Origin of the sequence: Sphingobium sp., from assembly GCF_035511395.1 — a bacterium.
In the GTDB taxonomy this organism is placed as follows: domain Bacteria; phylum Pseudomonadota; class Alphaproteobacteria; order Sphingomonadales; family Sphingomonadaceae; genus Sphingobium.
Map to the genome: position 1 here is coordinate 1 of NZ_DATKFP010000188.1, position 16,635 is coordinate 16,635.

The window sequence follows — 16,635 nt, forward strand, 5'->3', positions numbered from 1 at the left end:
CGAGATAGTCGGGGACAAGGTCGCCGCCCAGCATGTCGCGTTCGTTGACCACGCCCCAGAGTGCGCCGCTCTTCGGTTCGATGGCGAGGCCAACCGGATTGCGCAGGCCCGATGCGAAGATGCGCTTGTAGCCGGTCTTGGGGTTCACCTCGAACACCAGCGCGCGGTTCTTTTCGGCTTCCAGTCCATTGTCGCCGATATTGCTGTTGGAGCCGACGCCGACATAGAGCAGTCCGTTGGGCGCGGCGACGAGGCTCTTGGTCCAGTGCTGGTTGGGCGCCTGAGCAGGCAGGTCGATGATCTTGCGGCCCTTGTCCGTGATCTTCGTGTCGCCATCCTTGTAGGGGAAGGCCATCAGCGCATCGGTATTGGCGACATAGAGCGTGCCGTCGATCAGAGCCATGCCATAGGGCGAGTTGAGGCCGGTCAGGAATGCCGTCTTGGTTTCCGCCTTGCCGTCGCCATCAACGTCGCGCAGCAAGGTGATGCGGTTGGCGGAGGGGACGCCCGCACCCGCCTTGTTCATCATATAGTTCATCACGCGCTGGACGATGCCGTCCTTGGGGCGCGGCGGGCTGTTGGTTTCGGCGACAAGGATGTCGCCATTGGGCAGGCGCAGCATCGAGCGGGGGTGGGCGAGGCCGTCGGCGAAGCGCGCGACTTCCAGCCCCTTGGCGGCGACGGGCTTTGCGTCGCCCTTCCACGGCTTCACTTCCGCGATGTTGATGGTCGGCAGCATCTCGCTCCGCGGGCCGGTGAAGATCGGCTCGCGGCCGGTGTCGGCGCCGACCGGAAGCCGGGCCGTATCGCCCTGCGCGAGATAGAGAAAGGCGCCGCCGGCGAGGGCCAGGGCGACGAGCGGCAGGACGATGACATGCTTGTTCATGCGCCCACATCTATGCGGGCGCGCAGCGACGGGCAAGGCGGATGGCGCTCGCGCGGGAGCTTATTTGCGGCGGTCGCGCAGATAGAGGAGGAGGGCGATCAGGATGCCGAGCGTCAGGCCGGCGAGCAGGCCGATACTCGGCTGGCCCATCATGCCGCCGCCGATCGCACCGGCCAGGATCAGCAGCGCGATGATGGCGCCCGCGCCGGTGGGATTGTGCTTGGCCTTGCTCATGCGCTAGTCCTTGCCATGGCGAGGGTCGCAAGGCCAGCGGCTTCGGGATATGATCCATTTCGGGACGTCATGTCCCATTTCAGAACGCCTTGTCTCATTTGGGGACTTGCCTAACCAGCTGTTCACCTTGGTCAGCGGCCCGCTAAGCCAAAGGCTGAAACTGGCATGGCGATTGAAGGGCCTGCGCCATTACAACAGGTCGCCAAAACATAAGTCGGGGGTTGTTATGCAGATGCCATATCTTGCGGACCGCAAGAGCTATGATGATGCCGCCGAGCTGATCAGCCTGTTCGGCGATCATGCCGGCTATGAAGCAGCCGCGCGTGCGGATCGCAGCTTGGATCAGGGCAATCATGTCCATTTCTGCCATTGGCGACAGATTGAGAGGCTGATCGTACTGCTTGCTTACGACCAGCCGCTGGGGACGATCCATTAATTAGAGGCGCAGGCCCGCGGTTTCCGGAAGGCCGGCCAGGATGTTGAGATTCTGGACGGCCGCGCCGGCTGCGCCCTTGCCCAGATTGTCGAGCGCCGCGACAAGGCGTGCCTGGCCGCTCTGGTCGTTGCCGAAGACGAACAGGGCGAGGCGGTCGGTCGCGCCGACATGCTCCAGCGCGACTCCGGTCATGGCGGCGCTGTCCTCCCGCGTCGCGACGCTGACGATCGGCGATCCGGCATAAGCGGCGGCCAGCGCGGCGTGGATGTCGGCGACCGAGGGCGTGCCCGGCATGGCGCGCAGTTGCAGCGGCACTTCGACGATCATGCCGCGATAGGCGTTCGCCACCGCCGGTGCGAAGATCGGCGGATGGGCGAGGCCCGAATAGCGGGTCATTTCCGGCACATGCTTATGCGCAAGGCTGAGGCCATAGGGACGGAAGGCGCTCGGCGCGCCGGCTTCGCCTTCATAGTCGGCGATCATCGCCTTGCCGCCGCCTGAATAGCCCGACGCGCCCGACACCGTCACCGGCCAGTCGGCGGGCAGCAACCCGGCCAGTACCAGCGGACGCAACAGCGCCAGAAAGCCGGTCGGCCAGCAGCCCGGATTGGCAACAAAGCGGCTGTTCGCCAGCCGTTCGCGATGCCCCGGTTCCAGTTCGGGGAAGCCATAGGTCCAGCCGTCCGCGACACGGTGCGCAGTCGACGCGTCGATCACGCGGGTGCGATCATTGTCGATCAGCGACACGGCTTCGCGCGCGGCATCGTCTGGCAGGCAGAGAATGACGATGTCGGCGGCGTTCAGCGCATCGCGGCGCGCGTTCGCGTCGCGGCGCTTTTCCTCCGGCACGGTGATCAGCGACAGTTCGGGGCGCCCGGCCAGCCGGTCGCCGATTTCGATGCCGGTGGTGCCATGACCGCCGTCGATGAAAATATTCGTGCTCATGCGCCGATCCTCCGCCGCGCGATGATGGGTTGGACATGTGCGTCGGCAAGGCGCGCGACCACGTCCGCAAGCGGTTCCTGCACCACCGCCATCCAATGGGCATTGGCGTGGAGCAGCGTCCTGCCGTCGGTCATGATGCCGACATGACCGGGGAAGACGATGATGTCGCCGCGTCGCAGCGATGCCTCGCTGTCGATCGGCGCGCCGATCCCTTCGCATTGCAGGTCGGTGTCGCGCGGGACCGCGATGCCGGCCGCGCCCAGTGCCACCTGCACCAGGCCCGAACAGTCGATGCCGCGATGACCGCGCCCGCCCCAGACATAGGGCTGGCCGAGATACTGTTCGGCGACGGAGACCCAATCCTGTTCAGCCTCGGCCGCCGAAGCGGCGTGGCGGACGTGGATGAAGCCTTCGGCGCAGGCGATGAAATCGCCCTGCACGTCGCCGGAGAAGCGGGCGCCCCGCGGCCAATAGTCGGCGATGGGCGACTTGATTTCGGCGGCGCTGAACAGGGGCGCGGTGCCGGCGATGATGCGGTGAGTCGGCTTTTCCTCCACGTCGAGCGCGTCGCGGCGGACATAGCCGACATAGCCGTCATGGCCGCAAAAACCCCAGGCCCAGTCGGTCGTCACGTCGAGCGCGTGGAAGGTTTCGCCGCGCAGCAATTCGCTGACGGCTTCGGACGTGGGTGCTGCCGCCGACAGGATCGACGCGCCGGGGGCGACGCACGTCAGCGGAACGGCACGGGCATAATGAGCGGAAAAGAGCGTACCGGCGAGGGCCAGGTCGGCAAGGTCGCCGCGCGCGGCGTGGACACGACGGTCAAGCGCGACCGAGCGGCCGTCCAGCTTGAACCGGGTTCTTTCAGGCGGTGCGTTCCGCCGGGGTGTGTTGGTTCCGTTCATCGCGCGCGGTTCCTGCGATGAAATGGTGAAAGGCGTCAAGGAATTCCGCCCCTTTTGGGGTCCGGGTGATGAAAATATTGCGACGATCCGCCACATCGCGCTCTCGGCGGAGATAGCCGAGGGCCGAAAGCTTGTTCAGCGCGCGGGTGATGACCGGCTTGGAGACGTGCAGCGCCTCCGCCAAGCCGCGCACCGTGTGCGGCCCGCTGCTGATATAGACGGTCATCATCAACGCCATCTGGCGGTTGGTGAGGTCGGGCTTGCCGGAGCGGACATAGTCGACAAGCGTGCGCATCCACTGACGCAGCGGTTGCACACCCGGACGGTCGGTTTCAGCAAGCGATTCTGTAGCGATCTGCGCGTTCATGTCGGCTTAACGCGCGATGGCCAATCCGGTTGCGTAACGGATTGGCGCTTTGTCGCAGGGGCTTAACTCTCCTTGCCGTAGCGCTGTTGCAGCAGCCGGAAAACGGCGCGCATCCCCAGTGCCTCCCCACCCTTGGGACGGCCGGGCTTGCTCGACGGGCGCCAGGCGAAGGTGTCGAGATGCAGCCAGGGCGTGCCGTCGGGCACGAAGCGTTTCAGGAACAGGGCGGCCGTCACTGCGCCGGCAAAGCCGCCTTCGCCCGCATTGTTGATATCCGCAATGTCGGACTTCAGCATGTCGGCATAGCCGTCCCAGAGCGGCAGGCGCCATGTCGGGTCGTCGACCTGCGCGCCGATCGCGGCCATGTCTGCCGCCACCCCGTCGTCATTGGAGAACAGGGCAGGGAGGTCCGGGCCGACAGCGACGCGCGCCGCGCCGGTCAGGGTGGCGAAATCGATGATGAGTTGCGGCTTGTCCTCGCCAGCGCGGGTCAGCGCGTCGCCCAGCACAAGTCGCCCTTCGGCGTCGGTATTGCCGATCTCGACCGTCAGCCCCTTGCGCGTGCGCAATATGTCGCCGGGACGGAAGGCGTTGCCGGAAATCGCATTTTCCGCCGCCGCGATCAGCAGGTGCAGTCGCACCGGCAGGCGCGCGGCCATGACAAGCTGGGCCAGGCCCAGCGCATGGGCCGCGCCGCCCATATCCTTCTTCATCAGGCGCATCCCCGATGAAGGCTTGATGTCGAGGCCACCGCTGTCGAAGCAGATGCCCTTGCCGACCAGCGCGATGCGCGGATGGGTGGGATCGCCCCATGTCAGTTCGATCAGCCGGGGGGCGAAGTTCTTGCCCGCCGCCTTGCCGACTGCATGGATCATCGGATAGCCTTGCTCCAGCGCATCGCCGCGCGTCACGTTGACGGTCGCACCGAAGGGCTTGGCAACTGCCTCCACAGCAGCTTCCAGATCGGGCGGCCCCATGTCCGCCGCGGGGGTGTTGACGAGGTCGCGCACCAGCGCCACCGCCTTCGCCTGCTGGACGGTCGGGTCGATCTGCGCGACGCCGCCGGTCAGCAATATGCGCGGCCCGGCAGGCGCGTCGTCCTTGCGATAGCGGTCGAAGCGATATTGCGCAGCCAGCCAGCCCAGCGAGGCTGCGCCCGGCGTGCCTTCGGCCAGCCGATAGGTGCCTTCGGGCAAGATTTCAGCCAGCCGCGCGAGGCACCAGGGGCTGAGTGTGTCCCTGCTCGCGACGCCGGCGACCACCGACCAGTCGTCACCGTCGCCCGGCAGGATCGCATGTTCGCCAGCCTTGCCCTTGAAACGCTGCGCCGCAACGAGTGCGCGGATCTTGTCGGGCTGGGTCGAGAGCCAGGCATCAAAGCCCTTGGTTTCAAGCAGATGGATCGAACGGGCGGGCTGCTGGTTGTCCGCTTTGAGCAGGTCGGAAAAGTCGGTCATTACGTGGATGTAAGGGAAAGCGATTGGCCATGGAAAGGCAAAAATTTCATCGTTCCCTGGGCACGACCTGCCCTTTCTTCCTTTGCGCTGCGGGCCCGACAGGCCTAGATTTCCCGGAAGAACAGAGAAAGGAGCAGGATCATGATTCATGGTGATGACCGCAGCCTTCAGGCTGCGCGGGCTCGGGCCTATGCGCTGGCGGAAAGTGGCCGCTACGATAATCTTCATTCGGTGCAACAGGCGCTGATTTCCGAAGGCTGGTCCAATGCGGGCCGCGCGCTGGACAGTGATTATGCGCGCAAGGCGATCGGCGAACGCTGCCGCGCGGCGCAGGCGCATTGATGCGGGCATATCGTTGATGAAGGCAGGACTGGTCCTGACGGCGACGATGCTGGTACTCGCCGCCTGTTCGCCGTCGCAGGACAAGGAGGAACCGACAGGCAACGCTTCGGTCAACGCGGCGGCGTCCCGTTTTGCCGATCGGATGACGGGTATGCCCGCGCCCGCCCCGCCGGCCAGGCCTTTCGAAGAAAAGGCGAAGACCGAGTTTCTCGAATTTTCCTACGGCTATCCCGCGCAAGCTGCGGCAATCCCTTTCCTGGTAGAGAAATTCGGCAAGGAAGCGGCATCGTCCAGGGCCGACGCCACGAAAATGGCGCAGGAAGATAGCGCGTCGATGAAAAAGTCGGGCTTCCCCTTCCACGCGCATAGTCTGGAAACGAGTTGGAGCGTCGCGGCGGACACGCCGCGTTTTCTGTCGCTCCAGTCGCAGACCTATGTCTACACCGGCGGCGCGCATGGCATGACCGGCTATGACGGGTTGCTATGGGACAAGGCGCGCAAGCGGGAAACCAGCTTCAAGGCGGTGATGACCACGCCCGCCGCCTTTGCCGCCGCGATCCGGGATCGCTTCTGCGCAGGACTGGACAAGGCGCGCGCAGAAAAGCGCGGCGGCCCGGTGATGCGCGGAGACGATGGCTTCACCAAGTGCATCGATCCGATGGAGCAGGTACTGGTGCCGACATCGAAGGACGGAAAGCTGGTCGACAGCATCACCGTGGTGATCGGCCCCTATGCCGCCGGCCCCTATGCAGAGGGCAGCTATGAAGTGCCGCTGCCGGTCGATGCTGCCATGCGGAAGGCGATCAAGACCGAATATCAGGACGGGTTTGTGAAGCCATAATATTATTTCCGTTCGTTTCGTGCGTGTCGAGAAAAGAGAAGCGCTGGGCTACCCGCTTCTCGACGGCGCTCGAAGCGAACGGAGGTGGAGCATGGTTCAGACCGGCACCCCGTACAGGTCATGCTCGTCGGCATCTTCGATCAGCACGTCGAACATGTCGCCGGCCTTCCGCCCTTCGCCCACGTCGCGCAGGAAGACGTTGCCGTCGATTTCCGGTGCGTCGGCCTGGCTGCGCGCGGTGGCGCCGATACTGCCATCTTCCTCGTCCGGCTCGCCCACTTCGTCGAGGATGACGGGCAGGACGCGGCCGACTTTCGCCTGCAACTTTGCGGCGCTGATCGCGGCGGTCTTTTCCATGATCCGCTGATAACGTTCTTCCTTGACCTCTTCGGGCACGGCGCCGGGCAGATCGTTGGCGGCAGCGCCTTCGACCGGCTCGAAGCGGAAGGCGCCGACGCGGTCGAGCTGCGCCTCCTCCAGCCAGTCGAGCAGATACTGGAAATCCGCCTCGGTCTCGCCGGGGAAGCCGACGACGAAGCTGGAGCGGATCGCGATGTCCGGGCAGATGTCGCGCCAATTGCGGATGCGGTCCAGCACCTTCGCTTCATTGGCGGGGCGCTTCATGGCCTTCAGCACCGACGGGGCGGCATGCTGGAAGGGAATGTCGAGATAGGGCGTCAGCAGCCCCTCAGCCATCAGCGGGATGACATGATCGACATGGGGATAGGGATAGACATAGTGCAACCGGACCCAGGGCGCGCGTCCTTCGGCGGTGCGCAACTGACCCAGTTCGCGGGCGAGGTCGGTCATGTGCGCGCGCACGTCCCGGCCCTTCCACTGGCGCGTCTCGTGGCGCGTGTCGACGCCATAGGCCGAGGTGTCCTGGCTGATGACCAGCAGTTCCTTGGTCCCGGCATGGACCAGCTTCTCCGCCTCGCGCAGTACGGCGTCGACGCGGCGGCTGACGAGGTCGCCACGGATCGAGGGGATGATGCAGAAGGAGCAGCGGTGGTTGCAGCCTTCGCTGATCTTCAGATAGCTGTAATGGCGCGGCGTCAGCTTCAGCCCGCCTTCGGGCACGAGGTCGACGAAGGCGTTGGGGATCGGTGGCGACGCGTCATGCACCGCATTGACCACCTGCTCATATTGGTGCGCGCCGGTGACGGCCAGAACCTGCGGGAATTTCGCGCGGATCACATCCGCCTCATCGCCCATGCAGCCGGTGACGATGACGCGGCCGTTTTCAGCCATCGCCTCGCCGATCGCTTCCAGCGACTCTTCCTTGGCGGAATCGAGGAAGCCGCAGGTGTTGACCAGCACGACATCGGCGCCGGCATAGTCGGCGGACATCTGATAGCCGTCTGAGCGCAGCTTGGTGAGGATGCGTTCGCTGTCCACCAGGTTCTTGGGACAGCCGAGCGACACCATGCCGACTTTCGGCGCTTCGGGAATTTTGGTTGCCATGATCGGCGCGCACATAGGGATTTTTGCGCCAAATGTCACGGCCCAGAGAAGATCGGCCGCGAAAATGACGAAGGGCGCGCCCTTGCGGGCGCGCCCTTCCTTCATCCAAGTCGTTGATCCGTCACATCTTGTAGGACAGGCGAATGTAACCGAACTGGCCCGGCACGTCGTAGGTGGTCGGGTCGAAGTTGGCGCTGTCGCAGGTGAAGCAGGCCGGCGGATCCTTGTCGAAGATATTGTTGACGCCGATCGTCAGCCGGGTGCGATGGTCGAGCCAGGCGGGCGAGAAATAGGCCTGCATGTCGCCGTAGAAGGTCGAACCCATCGAATGGACATCGTCCAGTTCCCGTATCTTGCTGATATAACGACCAGTGAAGGAAATGCCCCATGCATCGGCGGCATAGTCCAGCGTCGCATTGGCCTTGAAGCGAGGATAGGCCTGATCCACCCCGGCGCAGCGTTCGGTCTTGACGCAATGCTGGGTCGGCGCGGCAAGGTCGGATGGCGGCACGATGTCATATTTGATGAGATAGGCAGCGTTGACGGACAGGCCGATCGTTCCGTTGCCGATCGGTCTGGAGCGGTAAATCAATGTACCGTCCAGGCCGTCTGTGTTGATCGCGCTGAGATTCTGCAGAACGCCGCTTATGCCCGCGACCGAGCCATTGCCCGTCCTCGTGATCGATGCGCAACTCAGGGGATCGCTGTTGAGATAGCAGCGTTGCAGCGTGAAGAGTGCGGGCACGGAGGCAATCGCGTTCTTCAATCGAATATTGTAATAATTCAGTTCAATGCTGAAGGCGCTGGCGAAGCGGTCCCGCGCCCAAGCTGGACTGTATACGGCGCCTGCCGTGACAGTCTTGGCCGTTTCCGGCCTTAAAGTGGTCGATCCCTGGGAAAACACGCCAATCTGGCTGACCTCTTCGGCATAGATGGTCTGGCCTGGAAGAAGGTTGGCGGGATCCGGCACGCCATTGGCGATGCAGTTCACCCGGACCGTGGCATTGGTGGTGAATAGTCCGCCGGCGGCGCTGGTGCACGGATCGGTAAGTGTGGCGTCGCTGCGCGATCGGCCTGCATATAGTTCGCCGATGCTGGGCGCGCGCAGGCTTTCGGCATAGCCGCCGCGCAGCAGCAGGTCGTTCACCGGCTTCCACAGGCCCGATACGGTGTAGGTCGTGTTGCTGCCGAAGCTGCTATAGTTGGAATGGCGGGCCGCACCGCTCAGTTCCAGCTTCCGGAAGAAGGGCGTGTCGGACAGGATCGGGATGCGCAGTTCGCCGTAGAATTCGTCCACATTGAAGCCGCCGCGTGCCGGGCTGGTCGGCACGTCCGCGCCGAGGCCAGCGGTGATGATGGGGTCGGGCGTGTAGGATGCCGACTGGTCGCGATGTTCATAGCCGATGGCAAAGCCGACAGGTCCGCCGGGCAGGTCGAACAACTCGCCCGACAGGTTGGCGGTGACGTCCCACAATTCCTGTTCGCTGCGGTCACGCTCGTCAAAGGTCACATAATCGAGCATCGCCTGGGTTATCGACCCGGCCCCGCCGAAAATATTGAACGGTACGCAGTCGCCGGTACAGTTGGCGACCGGTCCCAGCGCCTGCGCCAGCTTCGCGGCGTTGAGATTGCCGGTGAAGACCTGATGCGCATTGTTGGTGCCGTAGATGCCGTTGACGTCCCAATACCATTTATGATCGCCGACATCGAAGGAGCCTTCCAGCGTGGACTGCATGGTCAGCGTGTCCACATCCTGGCTGAAAGTGCGGGGGCCGCCCTCCACGAATCGGCGGCGCACGGTCGAGTAATTGGCAGGCGTGCCGTTCGCGCCTGATGACAATGTTACGCCGAAGGGGTTGTAGGGATTGGTCGCATCGATCGAGATGGTATCGAGCAGATTGCCGTTACCCGCGTCCGGCCCGATGAACAGCGGCAGGAAGGCGGCCAGGGTGGTGGATTCGCGATGCTGATAAACAAGTCGCGTCCGCAGGCTGACAGTGTCGGAAAATTCGAACTTGGCGTTCAGGAAGGCGCCATAGCGTTCCGATGGCGTCAGCAAATAATTATAGGGCGCGAAGTTGAAGCCGTCGACGCTGTTGCCGGCCCAGTTTCGATAGTCGCTGAGCACCGGCGCGCGGCCGATAATGGGGGAATCGAGGGTCAGGCTTTGGCCCAGCACGTCGTACCGGCCATTGGGGATGGCGCTGGAGCAACTGCCATCGCAGCTGGTGGCGCCGGGGGTGGGCCATTGCGAGATGGAACGGTCGGCCGTGCTGATCGCCTGCTGCTTTACATAATTGCCGCCGAAGACGATCGAGACGCGATCTGACTGGATGCCGTAGCTGGCGTTGATGTCGTAGGTTTCGCCGTCGCCCTGTTCATAAGTGCCGAACTGGGCGGAGAAATCGAGACCCTTCTGCGATTGCTTGGTGATGATGTTGACCACGCCCGCGACCGCGTCCGAGCCGTAGAGCGGGGAGGCGCCCGATTGCAGCACCTCGACGCGCTCGATCATGCTTTGCGGGATGGTGTTGAGGTCAACCGAGGCGGGGATGCCGCCTGCCGCCGAACCGTTCACATAGCGCATGCCGTCGACCAGGATCAGCGTACGCTTGGCGCCCAAATAGCGCAGGTCGACTTCGGCCGAGCCGGAACTGACGCCGGTGCCGTCGGGCGGGCCCCCGATATTGCCAGCGTTGTTGGTCTTCGTATTGAGGCCGCCGGCTGCACTTGGAATGCGTTGCAAGACGTCTGCGATGGAGGTCAGGCCGGTGCGGGCGATCGCCTGCTGGTCGACCGTGACGATCGGCTTGTCCTGATCGAGCGGATTCTGGCGGATGCGGGAGCCGGTGACGATGATGGCCGCGCCGTCATCGGCTTGCGGTTCGGATTGGGCAAAGGCGGGAATGGTCCAGGCGACGACCGACAGCACGACGCCACATTGCAAGGCACTTCTAAAGCGCATGATACAATACCCCTTTGATTTCGCCCGTCTGACACGGGCCTGGGGCGGAGTGTTTGCGTTTTACTACACTATGGCAATCGGGCGATCGGGCAGTGTAGCGCGAATTTTTCCATATGTTGCCAGTCAGCAACAATGTGTTTCGGTTCGTCCATGTTGCGCAACTATTCGTCGCCGGAGGGCGCCGGGCGAGGTCTTTCTTCCACTACTTCGATGATCAGGTCGCCGGTCTGGAGCCGCTTCGCATCCTTTTCCCAGAAGCCGATCGGCCGATCCCCGCGATAGATGCGAAGGCCGATGCCCGTCTGGATCGCGGACAACGGGCCACCAATTTCTTCCGGCAGGACGAAACGTTCGTTGATGTTCACCCGGCCGCCCGATCCGGCGAGGTCCGCCATATAGTCGGCGATATGCTTGCCGTCGGTGCTTCCCGCCAGCAGCAGGCCAGCGAAGCTGACCGGGTTGATGACCGTGGTCGCGCCCGCCTGCCGCGCGGGCAGTTCATTATCCTCGTTCCGCACGACGATGCTGATCGGCAGGCGCGGGGCGAGGTGGCGGGCGGTCAGCGTGATGAGGATCGACGTGTCGTCGCGGCCGGCCGACACGATCATGCTGCGCGCACGATGGATGGCCACGTCCTTCAGCGTCTTGTCGCGGGTGGAATCGCCGCACAGGATGTTGCAGCCCTGCGCTTCGGCCAGCGCCAGCGCCTTTTCGCTGCCGTCGATGACGACGATCTCGCGCGGGTCGGCGCCGCGGGCGAGCAATTCGTTCACCGCTTCCTGCCCGCTGGTGCCAAAGCCGGTGACGATGATGTGATTGTGCAGATCGGCCTGGATGCGTGCCATGCGCCACCTGTAGATGATGTTGCGGAAAAAGAGATTATAGGCGGTGCCGAGGAAGATCAGCCAGACGAACAGGCGGATCGGCGTCACGAAAATGGATTCGAACAGCCGCGCTTCGGGCGTGACCGGCACGATGTCGCCATAGCCGACCGTCGTGACCGTCACCGTCGTGAAGTAGAGGACGTCGATGAAGCTGATCTGGTTGTCATAATTGTCTTTCAGGCCGTCGCGCCCGAACCAGTGCAGCAGCAGCACGATGGCGATCAGCCCGAAAACCAGCGCCACCCGCCAGCAGAGGTCCGCCCACATCGGTAGCGACGATCGCCGCCGCAGGAAGCCGGCCGTGGGCGAGGAAGGGGCGATCCGGTCGATCCTCATGGCGGGGGCAACTGGCCGATCGGGTTCACGGGCACGCGATCCTTGCGTAGTTCGAAATGCAGCTTGGGCCGGCTCGCATAGCCGGTGTCGCCGGTCAGGCCGATGACCTGGCCCTTCGTCACCTTCTGCCCGCGCACCACGTCGATCCGGCTGGCATGGCCATAGGCGCTGACCCAGCTGCTGCCATGGTTGATGAGGACGAGGCCGCCGAACACCGCGATCTTGTCGCCGGCATAGGCGACCACGCCGTCGGCCGCCGCGCGGATCGGCGTGCCATTGGGGGCGGCGATGTCGATGCCGTTATTCTTCGCGCCGCTTTCGCCGGGACCGAAGCGCGAGAGGATGGTGCCCTTCACCGGCCATGCGAAGCTGCCGCTGAAGGCGGAGGGCTGGGCGATCGGCTTGTTGGCGGGCAGGGGGCTGGGGCGCGGGGATGCAGCGGCGACCGGCGCATTATCCTTTGCGGCGGGCTGGCCGCCGGTCAGCACATCGTCGATGTCGATGCGGAAGGCGGCGGCGCGCTGCTCGATGCTGGGTGGACTGGCGGGCGTGCCGCCGGGCAGCAGCAGTCGCTGGCCGCGCCGCAGCACATAAGGTTCCTCCAGTCCGTTCACGTCGACGATCTGTCGCCAGGGCACGCCATAGGCGGCCGCGATGGCTATGCCCGTCTCGCCTTCCGCCACCAGATGATAGCGGCCGCCGGGGATCGACAGGCGCTGGCCGGCGCGCAGCATATAGGGCGCGGCGATGCCGTTGGCGCGGGCGATCGCTTCCGATCCCGCGCCGGTGCGGTTGCCGACGCCGCGCAGCGTCTCGCCGGGCTGGACGACATAAGTGGACGCGCTGACGGTCCGGGCATTGGCGACCACCTGCTGCGCGGTCCAGACGGGTTCCGGCTCGGCCAGCTTCACGGTCGATGCGTCGGCGCCCATCTGCGGTGGCGGCGTGGGGCTGGCTGGCGCACGGGGGCGTTCCGCTTCAGCGGGGATGCAGGCGGCCAGCGCCAGCGAAACGATCGGGATGGCGAAGGTCAGGGGCAGGCGCTGCATCGCTTCCCGTTTACCCTATCGTTCTGGACTTGCCAGCCTTTTAACTTTGCGCGTGGCCGTCTTACGCAAACGGAAGAGGTTATGCAATCTCACGGCTCAGATGGGGGGGCGGAAGCGATCCGCTTCCCTCCAATCGCCCGTTACTTCGGCTCCAGCTTCGTGATACCGCCCATATAGGGCAGCAGTGCGTCCGGAATGATGACGCTGCCATCGGCCTGCTGGTAATTTTCAAGCACGGCGACCAGCGTCCGCCCTACGGCAAGGCCGGAGCCGTTCAGCGTGTGCAGGAACACCGTCTGCTTCGACCCTTCGGGTTTGTAGCGGGCATTCATGCGCCGCGCCTGGAAGTCGCCGCAGTTGGAGACGGAGCTGATCTCGCGATAGGTGTCCTGGCTGGGCAGCCAGACTTCTAGGTCATAGGTCTTGCGCGCGCCAAAGCCCATGTCGCCGGTGCAGAGCAGCACCTTGCGATAGGGCAGGTCCAGCGCCTGGAGAATGCCTTCGGCCGCCGCGACCATGCGTTCATGCTCGGCCTCGGACTCCTCGGGCGCGCAGATGGCGACCAGCTCGACCTTCTCGAACTGATGCTGGCGGATGAAGCCGCGCGTGTCGCGACCGGCGGAGCCTGCTTCGGAACGGAAGCAGGGGGTCAGCGCAGTCAGGCGCAGCGGCAGGCTGTCGGCCGGCACGATCTGGTCGGCGACCAGATTGGTGAGCGAGACTTCGGCGGTGGGGATCAGCCAGCGGCCGTCTGTGGTCTTGAACAGATCCTCGGCGAACTTGGGCAACTGACCGGTGCCGAACAGCGCGTCGTCCTTCACCAGCAGCGGGACGGCGGTTTCCTCATAGCCGTTGGTCGCGGTCTGGGTGTCCAGCATATATTGGGCGAGCGCGCGGTGCAGACGCGCCATCTGCCCGCGCAGGGCGGTGAAGCGTGCGCCCGACAGTCGCGCGCCGCCTTCGAAATCCAGTCCTAGCGCCGGGCCGAAATCGGCATGGTCCTGCGGTGCAAAGTCGAAAGTGCGGGGCGTACCCCAGCGGGTCAGTTCCACATTGTCCGCCTCGTCCGTGCCCTGCGGCACGTCGTCGGCCGGCAGGTTGGGGATAGCGGACAGCATCGCGGTCAGCGCGTCGCCGGTGTCGCGGTCATCCTGCTCCAGCGCGGGCATCCGGTCCTTGAGCGCAGCGACTTCGGCCTTCAGGGCCTCGGCCTTCTCCATATCCTTGGCCGCCATGGCCTGGCCGATCAGCTTGCTCGCCTCGTTGCGGCGGGCCTGGCCCTGCTGCAACTCGGTCTTGATGGCGCGGCTCCTCTCGTCGATCGCCAATATCTCGGCGGAGAGGGGCGACAGGCCACGCCGGGCGAGGGCGGCGTCGAATGCGGCGGGGTTTTCGCGGATGGAGCGGATGTCGTGCATGGGCCAGCCCTATGCCGCTGTGCGACGGGCCGCGCAACCCTGCGCGCTTCCGTCCGTTGGTCTGTCATCATCGAAAATACAAAGGAGACGGCGATGAAGATTGATCATGACGCGATGGTGCTGGTGGCGGACGGGCGCAAGCTGCTTTTCTTCCGCAACAAGGGCGACCGCGCCTCACCTCAGCTGGAAGCGGAAGAGGTCCGGTTACAGGAAAATCCTTCCCATCTGGAGCAGGCGTCGGACAAGGCGGGCAAGGCGTCTTCGACCGGGACGTCGTCGGGAACGATGGGCGAGAATGATTTCCACGAACTGGAGGAGCAGCGCTTCGCGGCCGAAGCGGCCGACCTGCTCAAGCGCCGAGCCTTCGCGCAGGATTATGAGAAGCTGGTCATCGTCGCGCCGCCCGCTGCGCTCGGCGAAATGCGCAAGCATCTGCACAAGGAAGTGCAGGATCGGCTGGTGGCCGAGATCGCCAAGGATCTTACCAATCATCCGGTGCGGGAAATAGAGAAGCTGATCGCTGCGGTCTGATGCCGGCCGAACGGGAAAGGGCGGCTCCCCCCGGAACCGCCCCCCTTGTGCCCCCGCTGAGAGGGAACCGTAAAATCCGGTCAGGCGGCCGCTTTCGCCTTTCGCTCGGCGAAGCGTCGACGGGCGACCAGCGCCACGGCGGCCGCGCCGAACAGCAGGACCATGGGCGGAGCCGGGACATCGGTGCCGCCGGTGCTGGTCGATCCGCCGCTGGAACTGCTCGAAGACGAGCTGGACGAAGAACTGCTGCTCGACGAGGAAGACGAGCTGCCGGTGCTGCCGAAGCTCGACGAACCGCCCGAAGAAGAGCTGCCCGACGAGGAGGATGACGAGCTGCTGCTCGAAGAACCGGTGCTGCCGCCTGTCGAGCTGGAATGATCGGGCTTGTCCGGCTTGCCGCCGCTGGAGCTGCTCGATGACGAACTGGACGAGGAGGACGAAGACGAGCTTGAGCTGGACGAGGACGAGCTGCTGCTGACGCCCGACGAGGTGGAGACATTGCCGCTCGACGTCGAGACATTGCCCGAAGAGGTGGACACGCCCCCCGTAGATGTCGACACGCCGCCCGTGGTCGAACTGGTAGAACTGCTGACGCCGCCGGTCGAGCTGCTGGTCGAGGAGATCACGACCGAACCGCCGCCGCTGCCGCCACCGCCGCCGAAAAAGCCGCCAAAGAACCCGCCGCCGCCAAAGCCTCCGCCACCGCCCATCACGACCGGCACGGCGCCGCCACCGCCCGACATCATCGGCATTTCCGCCGCCGGCATCGCCATGGGTGCGGGCAGGGGGACAGGGGCCGCCTGGCTGGTCACGGTCACGGTCTGCGGTGCGCAGGCCGTCACGGTCTTGACGACCTTGCGCTTCACGGTGCGGACGGCGTAGCGCTTCTTGGGCGCGGCCTTCACGCTCTTGGAACTGTGGACCACTGCCGGCCGCGCGCTTTCAGCGACATGCACGGCGCCTCCGCCGATGATCGCTCCCCCGCAAGTGCAGGCGCACAATTTAGCCAAGGCCATCCGTACCGACATAGGATCCACTCTGTTCTTGTTGCCCCGCGTCCTGCACCAATCTGATATTGGCGACGGACGAATGGGACGTCCTATGCGTATCAACACAAAATAAATGGTTAACCGCAAGCGCGTTAACTCTGAATCGGGGTCCGAAGTCGAGGAGAATCCTGCTTTTCCCTCAAGTGATATGGTTAACGTCCCAAGATGGAACGGCTGCGCGCCCTACCGTAAAGGTGCGGGCGCCATCGTGTCGGTCGTCTCGCGTTTCCAGGGCTTCTTCGGAGGACGCCGGAATCGTCGGGCGGAATCATCCATTTGATGGAGCAAGCCCTTGAATGCCCGCTTGTGTCGGTTCGTCGCCATGGCTATGAGGCGCGCTCAATGAAAAGTCATGGGCGCCCCGGAACATCTTAGCGCCGGGGCCAACGAGTCGGAGAGCCAGATGGCATCGGTCCTGAATTCCGATAAAGACGGCGTAAAGCCGCCCAAATCGACGATAACGCTTCCCGCTGACTATCGCCCGTCACCAGACGAAGAGTTCATGAATCCGCTTCAGCTGGAATAT

The 16,635-nt window shown here is 64.4% G+C and carries 17 protein-coding genes; 6 read left to right on the forward strand and 11 right to left on the reverse strand.

Annotated features, from left to right (window positions below; translation table 11 throughout):
- Positions 1 to 886: PQQ-dependent sugar dehydrogenase (locus VMR39_RS12755; protein WP_325416372.1), on the reverse strand; the 886-nt coding region annotated here is incomplete at its 3' end.
- A gap of 60 nt (positions 887 to 946) precedes the next feature.
- Complete coding sequence (locus VMR39_RS12760; protein WP_325416373.1) at positions 947 to 1,120, reverse strand: hypothetical protein; 174 nt, start codon at positions 1,118 to 1,120, stop codon at positions 947 to 949.
- A 226-nt stretch (positions 1,121 to 1,346) separates the two neighbouring features.
- Between VMR39_RS12760 and VMR39_RS12765 the strand changes: the two genes are divergently transcribed.
- The gene (locus tag VMR39_RS12765) at positions 1,347 to 1,556 is read left to right on the forward strand and encodes a hypothetical protein (protein WP_325416374.1); all 210 of its coding nucleotides are present in this window, start codon (positions 1,347 to 1,349) and stop codon (positions 1,554 to 1,556) included.
- Here VMR39_RS12765 and argC read toward each other — a convergent pair whose 3' ends face one another.
- The 4 genes from argC to VMR39_RS12785 form a co-directional block, all read right to left on the reverse strand.
- Positions 1,557 to 2,501 carry an N-acetyl-gamma-glutamyl-phosphate reductase gene (argC, locus tag VMR39_RS12770; protein ID WP_325416375.1) on the reverse strand — a complete coding sequence of 315 codons (945 nt, stop codon included), beginning with the start codon at positions 2,499 to 2,501 and terminating at the stop codon, positions 1,557 to 1,559.
- Positions 2,498 to 3,406 (reverse strand): NlpC/P60 family protein, encoded by a 909-nt coding sequence (locus tag VMR39_RS12775; protein ID WP_325416377.1) that lies wholly within the window; start codon positions 3,404 to 3,406, stop codon positions 2,498 to 2,500. The genes argC and VMR39_RS12775 overlap by 4 nt, the downstream gene beginning before the upstream one ends.
- The gene (locus VMR39_RS12780) at positions 3,366 to 3,773 is read right to left on the reverse strand and encodes a MarR family winged helix-turn-helix transcriptional regulator (protein ID WP_325416378.1); all 408 of its coding nucleotides are present in this window, start codon (positions 3,771 to 3,773) and stop codon (positions 3,366 to 3,368) included. The genes VMR39_RS12775 and VMR39_RS12780 overlap by 41 nt, the downstream gene beginning before the upstream one ends.
- A gap of 62 nt (positions 3,774 to 3,835) precedes the next feature.
- The gene (locus VMR39_RS12785; RefSeq protein ID WP_325416379.1) at positions 3,836 to 5,230 is read right to left on the reverse strand and encodes a leucyl aminopeptidase family protein; all 1,395 of its coding nucleotides are present in this window, start codon (positions 5,228 to 5,230) and stop codon (positions 3,836 to 3,838) included.
- A gap of 141 nt (positions 5,231 to 5,371) precedes the next feature.
- Between VMR39_RS12785 and VMR39_RS12790 the strand changes: the two genes are divergently transcribed.
- Together VMR39_RS12790 and VMR39_RS12795 are read left to right on the forward strand one after the other, a co-directional pair.
- Complete coding sequence (locus tag VMR39_RS12790; RefSeq protein ID WP_179045042.1) at positions 5,372 to 5,572, forward strand: hypothetical protein; 201 nt, start codon at positions 5,372 to 5,374, stop codon at positions 5,570 to 5,572.
- Positions 5,573 to 5,588: 16 nt separating this feature from the next.
- Positions 5,589 to 6,413: a DUF4163 domain-containing protein gene (locus VMR39_RS12795; protein ID WP_325416380.1), complete on the forward strand. Its 825-nt coding sequence runs from the start codon at positions 5,589 to 5,591 to the stop codon at positions 6,411 to 6,413.
- A gap of 96 nt (positions 6,414 to 6,509) precedes the next feature.
- Here VMR39_RS12795 and rimO read toward each other — a convergent pair whose 3' ends face one another.
- The 5 genes from rimO to serS form a co-directional block, all read right to left on the reverse strand.
- The gene (gene rimO, locus VMR39_RS12800) at positions 6,510 to 7,892 is read right to left on the reverse strand and encodes a 30S ribosomal protein S12 methylthiotransferase RimO (RefSeq protein ID WP_325416388.1); all 1,383 of its coding nucleotides are present in this window, start codon (positions 7,890 to 7,892) and stop codon (positions 6,510 to 6,512) included.
- 106 nt (positions 7,893 to 7,998) lie between these two features.
- Complete coding sequence (locus VMR39_RS12805; RefSeq protein WP_325416381.1) at positions 7,999 to 10,842, reverse strand: TonB-dependent receptor domain-containing protein; 2,844 nt, start codon at positions 10,840 to 10,842, stop codon at positions 7,999 to 8,001.
- A gap of 161 nt (positions 10,843 to 11,003) precedes the next feature.
- Positions 11,004 to 12,062: a potassium channel family protein gene (locus VMR39_RS12810; RefSeq protein WP_325416382.1), complete on the reverse strand. Its 1,059-nt coding sequence runs from the start codon at positions 12,060 to 12,062 to the stop codon at positions 11,004 to 11,006.
- The gene (locus tag VMR39_RS12815) at positions 12,059 to 13,111 is read right to left on the reverse strand and encodes a M23 family metallopeptidase (RefSeq protein ID WP_325416383.1); all 1,053 of its coding nucleotides are present in this window, start codon (positions 13,109 to 13,111) and stop codon (positions 12,059 to 12,061) included. Before VMR39_RS12815 ends, VMR39_RS12810 begins: the two co-directional genes overlap by 4 nt.
- Positions 13,112 to 13,251: 140 nt before the next feature.
- Positions 13,252 to 14,529, reverse strand: a complete 1,278-nt coding sequence (gene serS / locus VMR39_RS12820; protein ID WP_325416384.1) for a serine--tRNA ligase — start codon at positions 14,527 to 14,529, stop codon at positions 13,252 to 13,254.
- Positions 14,530 to 14,622: 93 nt separating this feature from the next.
- Here serS and VMR39_RS12825 point away from each other — a divergent pair, with 93 nt between their 5' ends.
- The 3 genes from VMR39_RS12825 to VMR39_RS12835 all read left to right on the forward strand — a co-directional run bounded on the left by VMR39_RS12825 (position 14,623) and on the right by VMR39_RS12835 (position 15,942).
- Positions 14,623 to 15,060, forward strand: a complete 438-nt coding sequence (locus VMR39_RS12825) for a host attachment family protein (RefSeq protein WP_325416385.1) — start codon at positions 14,623 to 14,625, stop codon at positions 15,058 to 15,060.
- 162 nt (positions 15,061 to 15,222) lie between these two features.
- A complete protein-coding gene (locus tag VMR39_RS12830) occupies positions 15,223 to 15,438 on the forward strand; it encodes a hypothetical protein (RefSeq protein WP_325416386.1) in 216 nt (71 codons plus the stop codon).
- 6 nt (positions 15,439 to 15,444) lie between these two features.
- Positions 15,445 to 15,942: a hypothetical protein gene (locus tag VMR39_RS12835; protein ID WP_325416387.1), complete on the forward strand. Its 498-nt coding sequence runs from the start codon at positions 15,445 to 15,447 to the stop codon at positions 15,940 to 15,942.
- Positions 15,943 to 16,635 lie beyond the last annotated feature (693 nt).

Coding starts and splice junctions, on each gene's coding strand:
- VMR39_RS12810 (WP_325416382.1), bottom strand. CDS start 12,062: ATGAGGATCGACCGGATCGCCCCTTCCTCGCCCACGGCCGGCTTCCTG.
- VMR39_RS12825 (WP_325416385.1), top strand. CDS start 14,623: ATGAAGATTGATCATGACGCGATGGTGCTGGTGGCGGACGGGCGCAAG.
- VMR39_RS12765 (WP_325416374.1), top strand. CDS start 1,347: ATGCAGATGCCATATCTTGCGGACCGCAAGAGCTATGATGATGCCGCC.
- VMR39_RS12790 (WP_179045042.1), top strand. CDS start 5,372: ATGATTCATGGTGATGACCGCAGCCTTCAGGCTGCGCGGGCTCGGGCC.
- VMR39_RS12780 (WP_325416378.1), bottom strand. CDS start 3,773: ATGAACGCGCAGATCGCTACAGAATCGCTTGCTGAAACCGACCGTCCG.
- VMR39_RS12805 (WP_325416381.1), bottom strand. CDS start 10,842: ATGCGCTTTAGAAGTGCCTTGCAATGTGGCGTCGTGCTGTCGGTCGTC.
- VMR39_RS12785 (WP_325416379.1), bottom strand. CDS start 5,230: ATGACCGACTTTTCCGACCTGCTCAAAGCGGACAACCAGCAGCCCGCC.
- argC (WP_325416375.1), bottom strand. CDS start 2,501: ATGAGCACGAATATTTTCATCGACGGCGGTCATGGCACCACCGGCATC.
- serS (WP_325416384.1), bottom strand. CDS start 14,529: ATGCACGACATCCGCTCCATCCGCGAAAACCCCGCCGCATTCGACGCC.
- VMR39_RS12795 (WP_325416380.1), top strand. CDS start 5,589: ATGAAGGCAGGACTGGTCCTGACGGCGACGATGCTGGTACTCGCCGCC.
- rimO (WP_325416388.1), bottom strand. CDS start 7,892: ATGTGCGCGCCGATCATGGCAACCAAAATTCCCGAAGCGCCGAAAGTC.
- VMR39_RS12760 (WP_325416373.1), bottom strand. CDS start 1,120: ATGAGCAAGGCCAAGCACAATCCCACCGGCGCGGGCGCCATCATCGCG.
- VMR39_RS12775 (WP_325416377.1), bottom strand. CDS start 3,406: ATGAACGGAACCAACACACCCCGGCGGAACGCACCGCCTGAAAGAACC.
- VMR39_RS12815 (WP_325416383.1), bottom strand. CDS start 13,111: ATGCAGCGCCTGCCCCTGACCTTCGCCATCCCGATCGTTTCGCTGGCG.
- VMR39_RS12830 (WP_325416386.1), top strand. CDS start 15,223: ATGGGCGGAGCCGGGACATCGGTGCCGCCGGTGCTGGTCGATCCGCCG.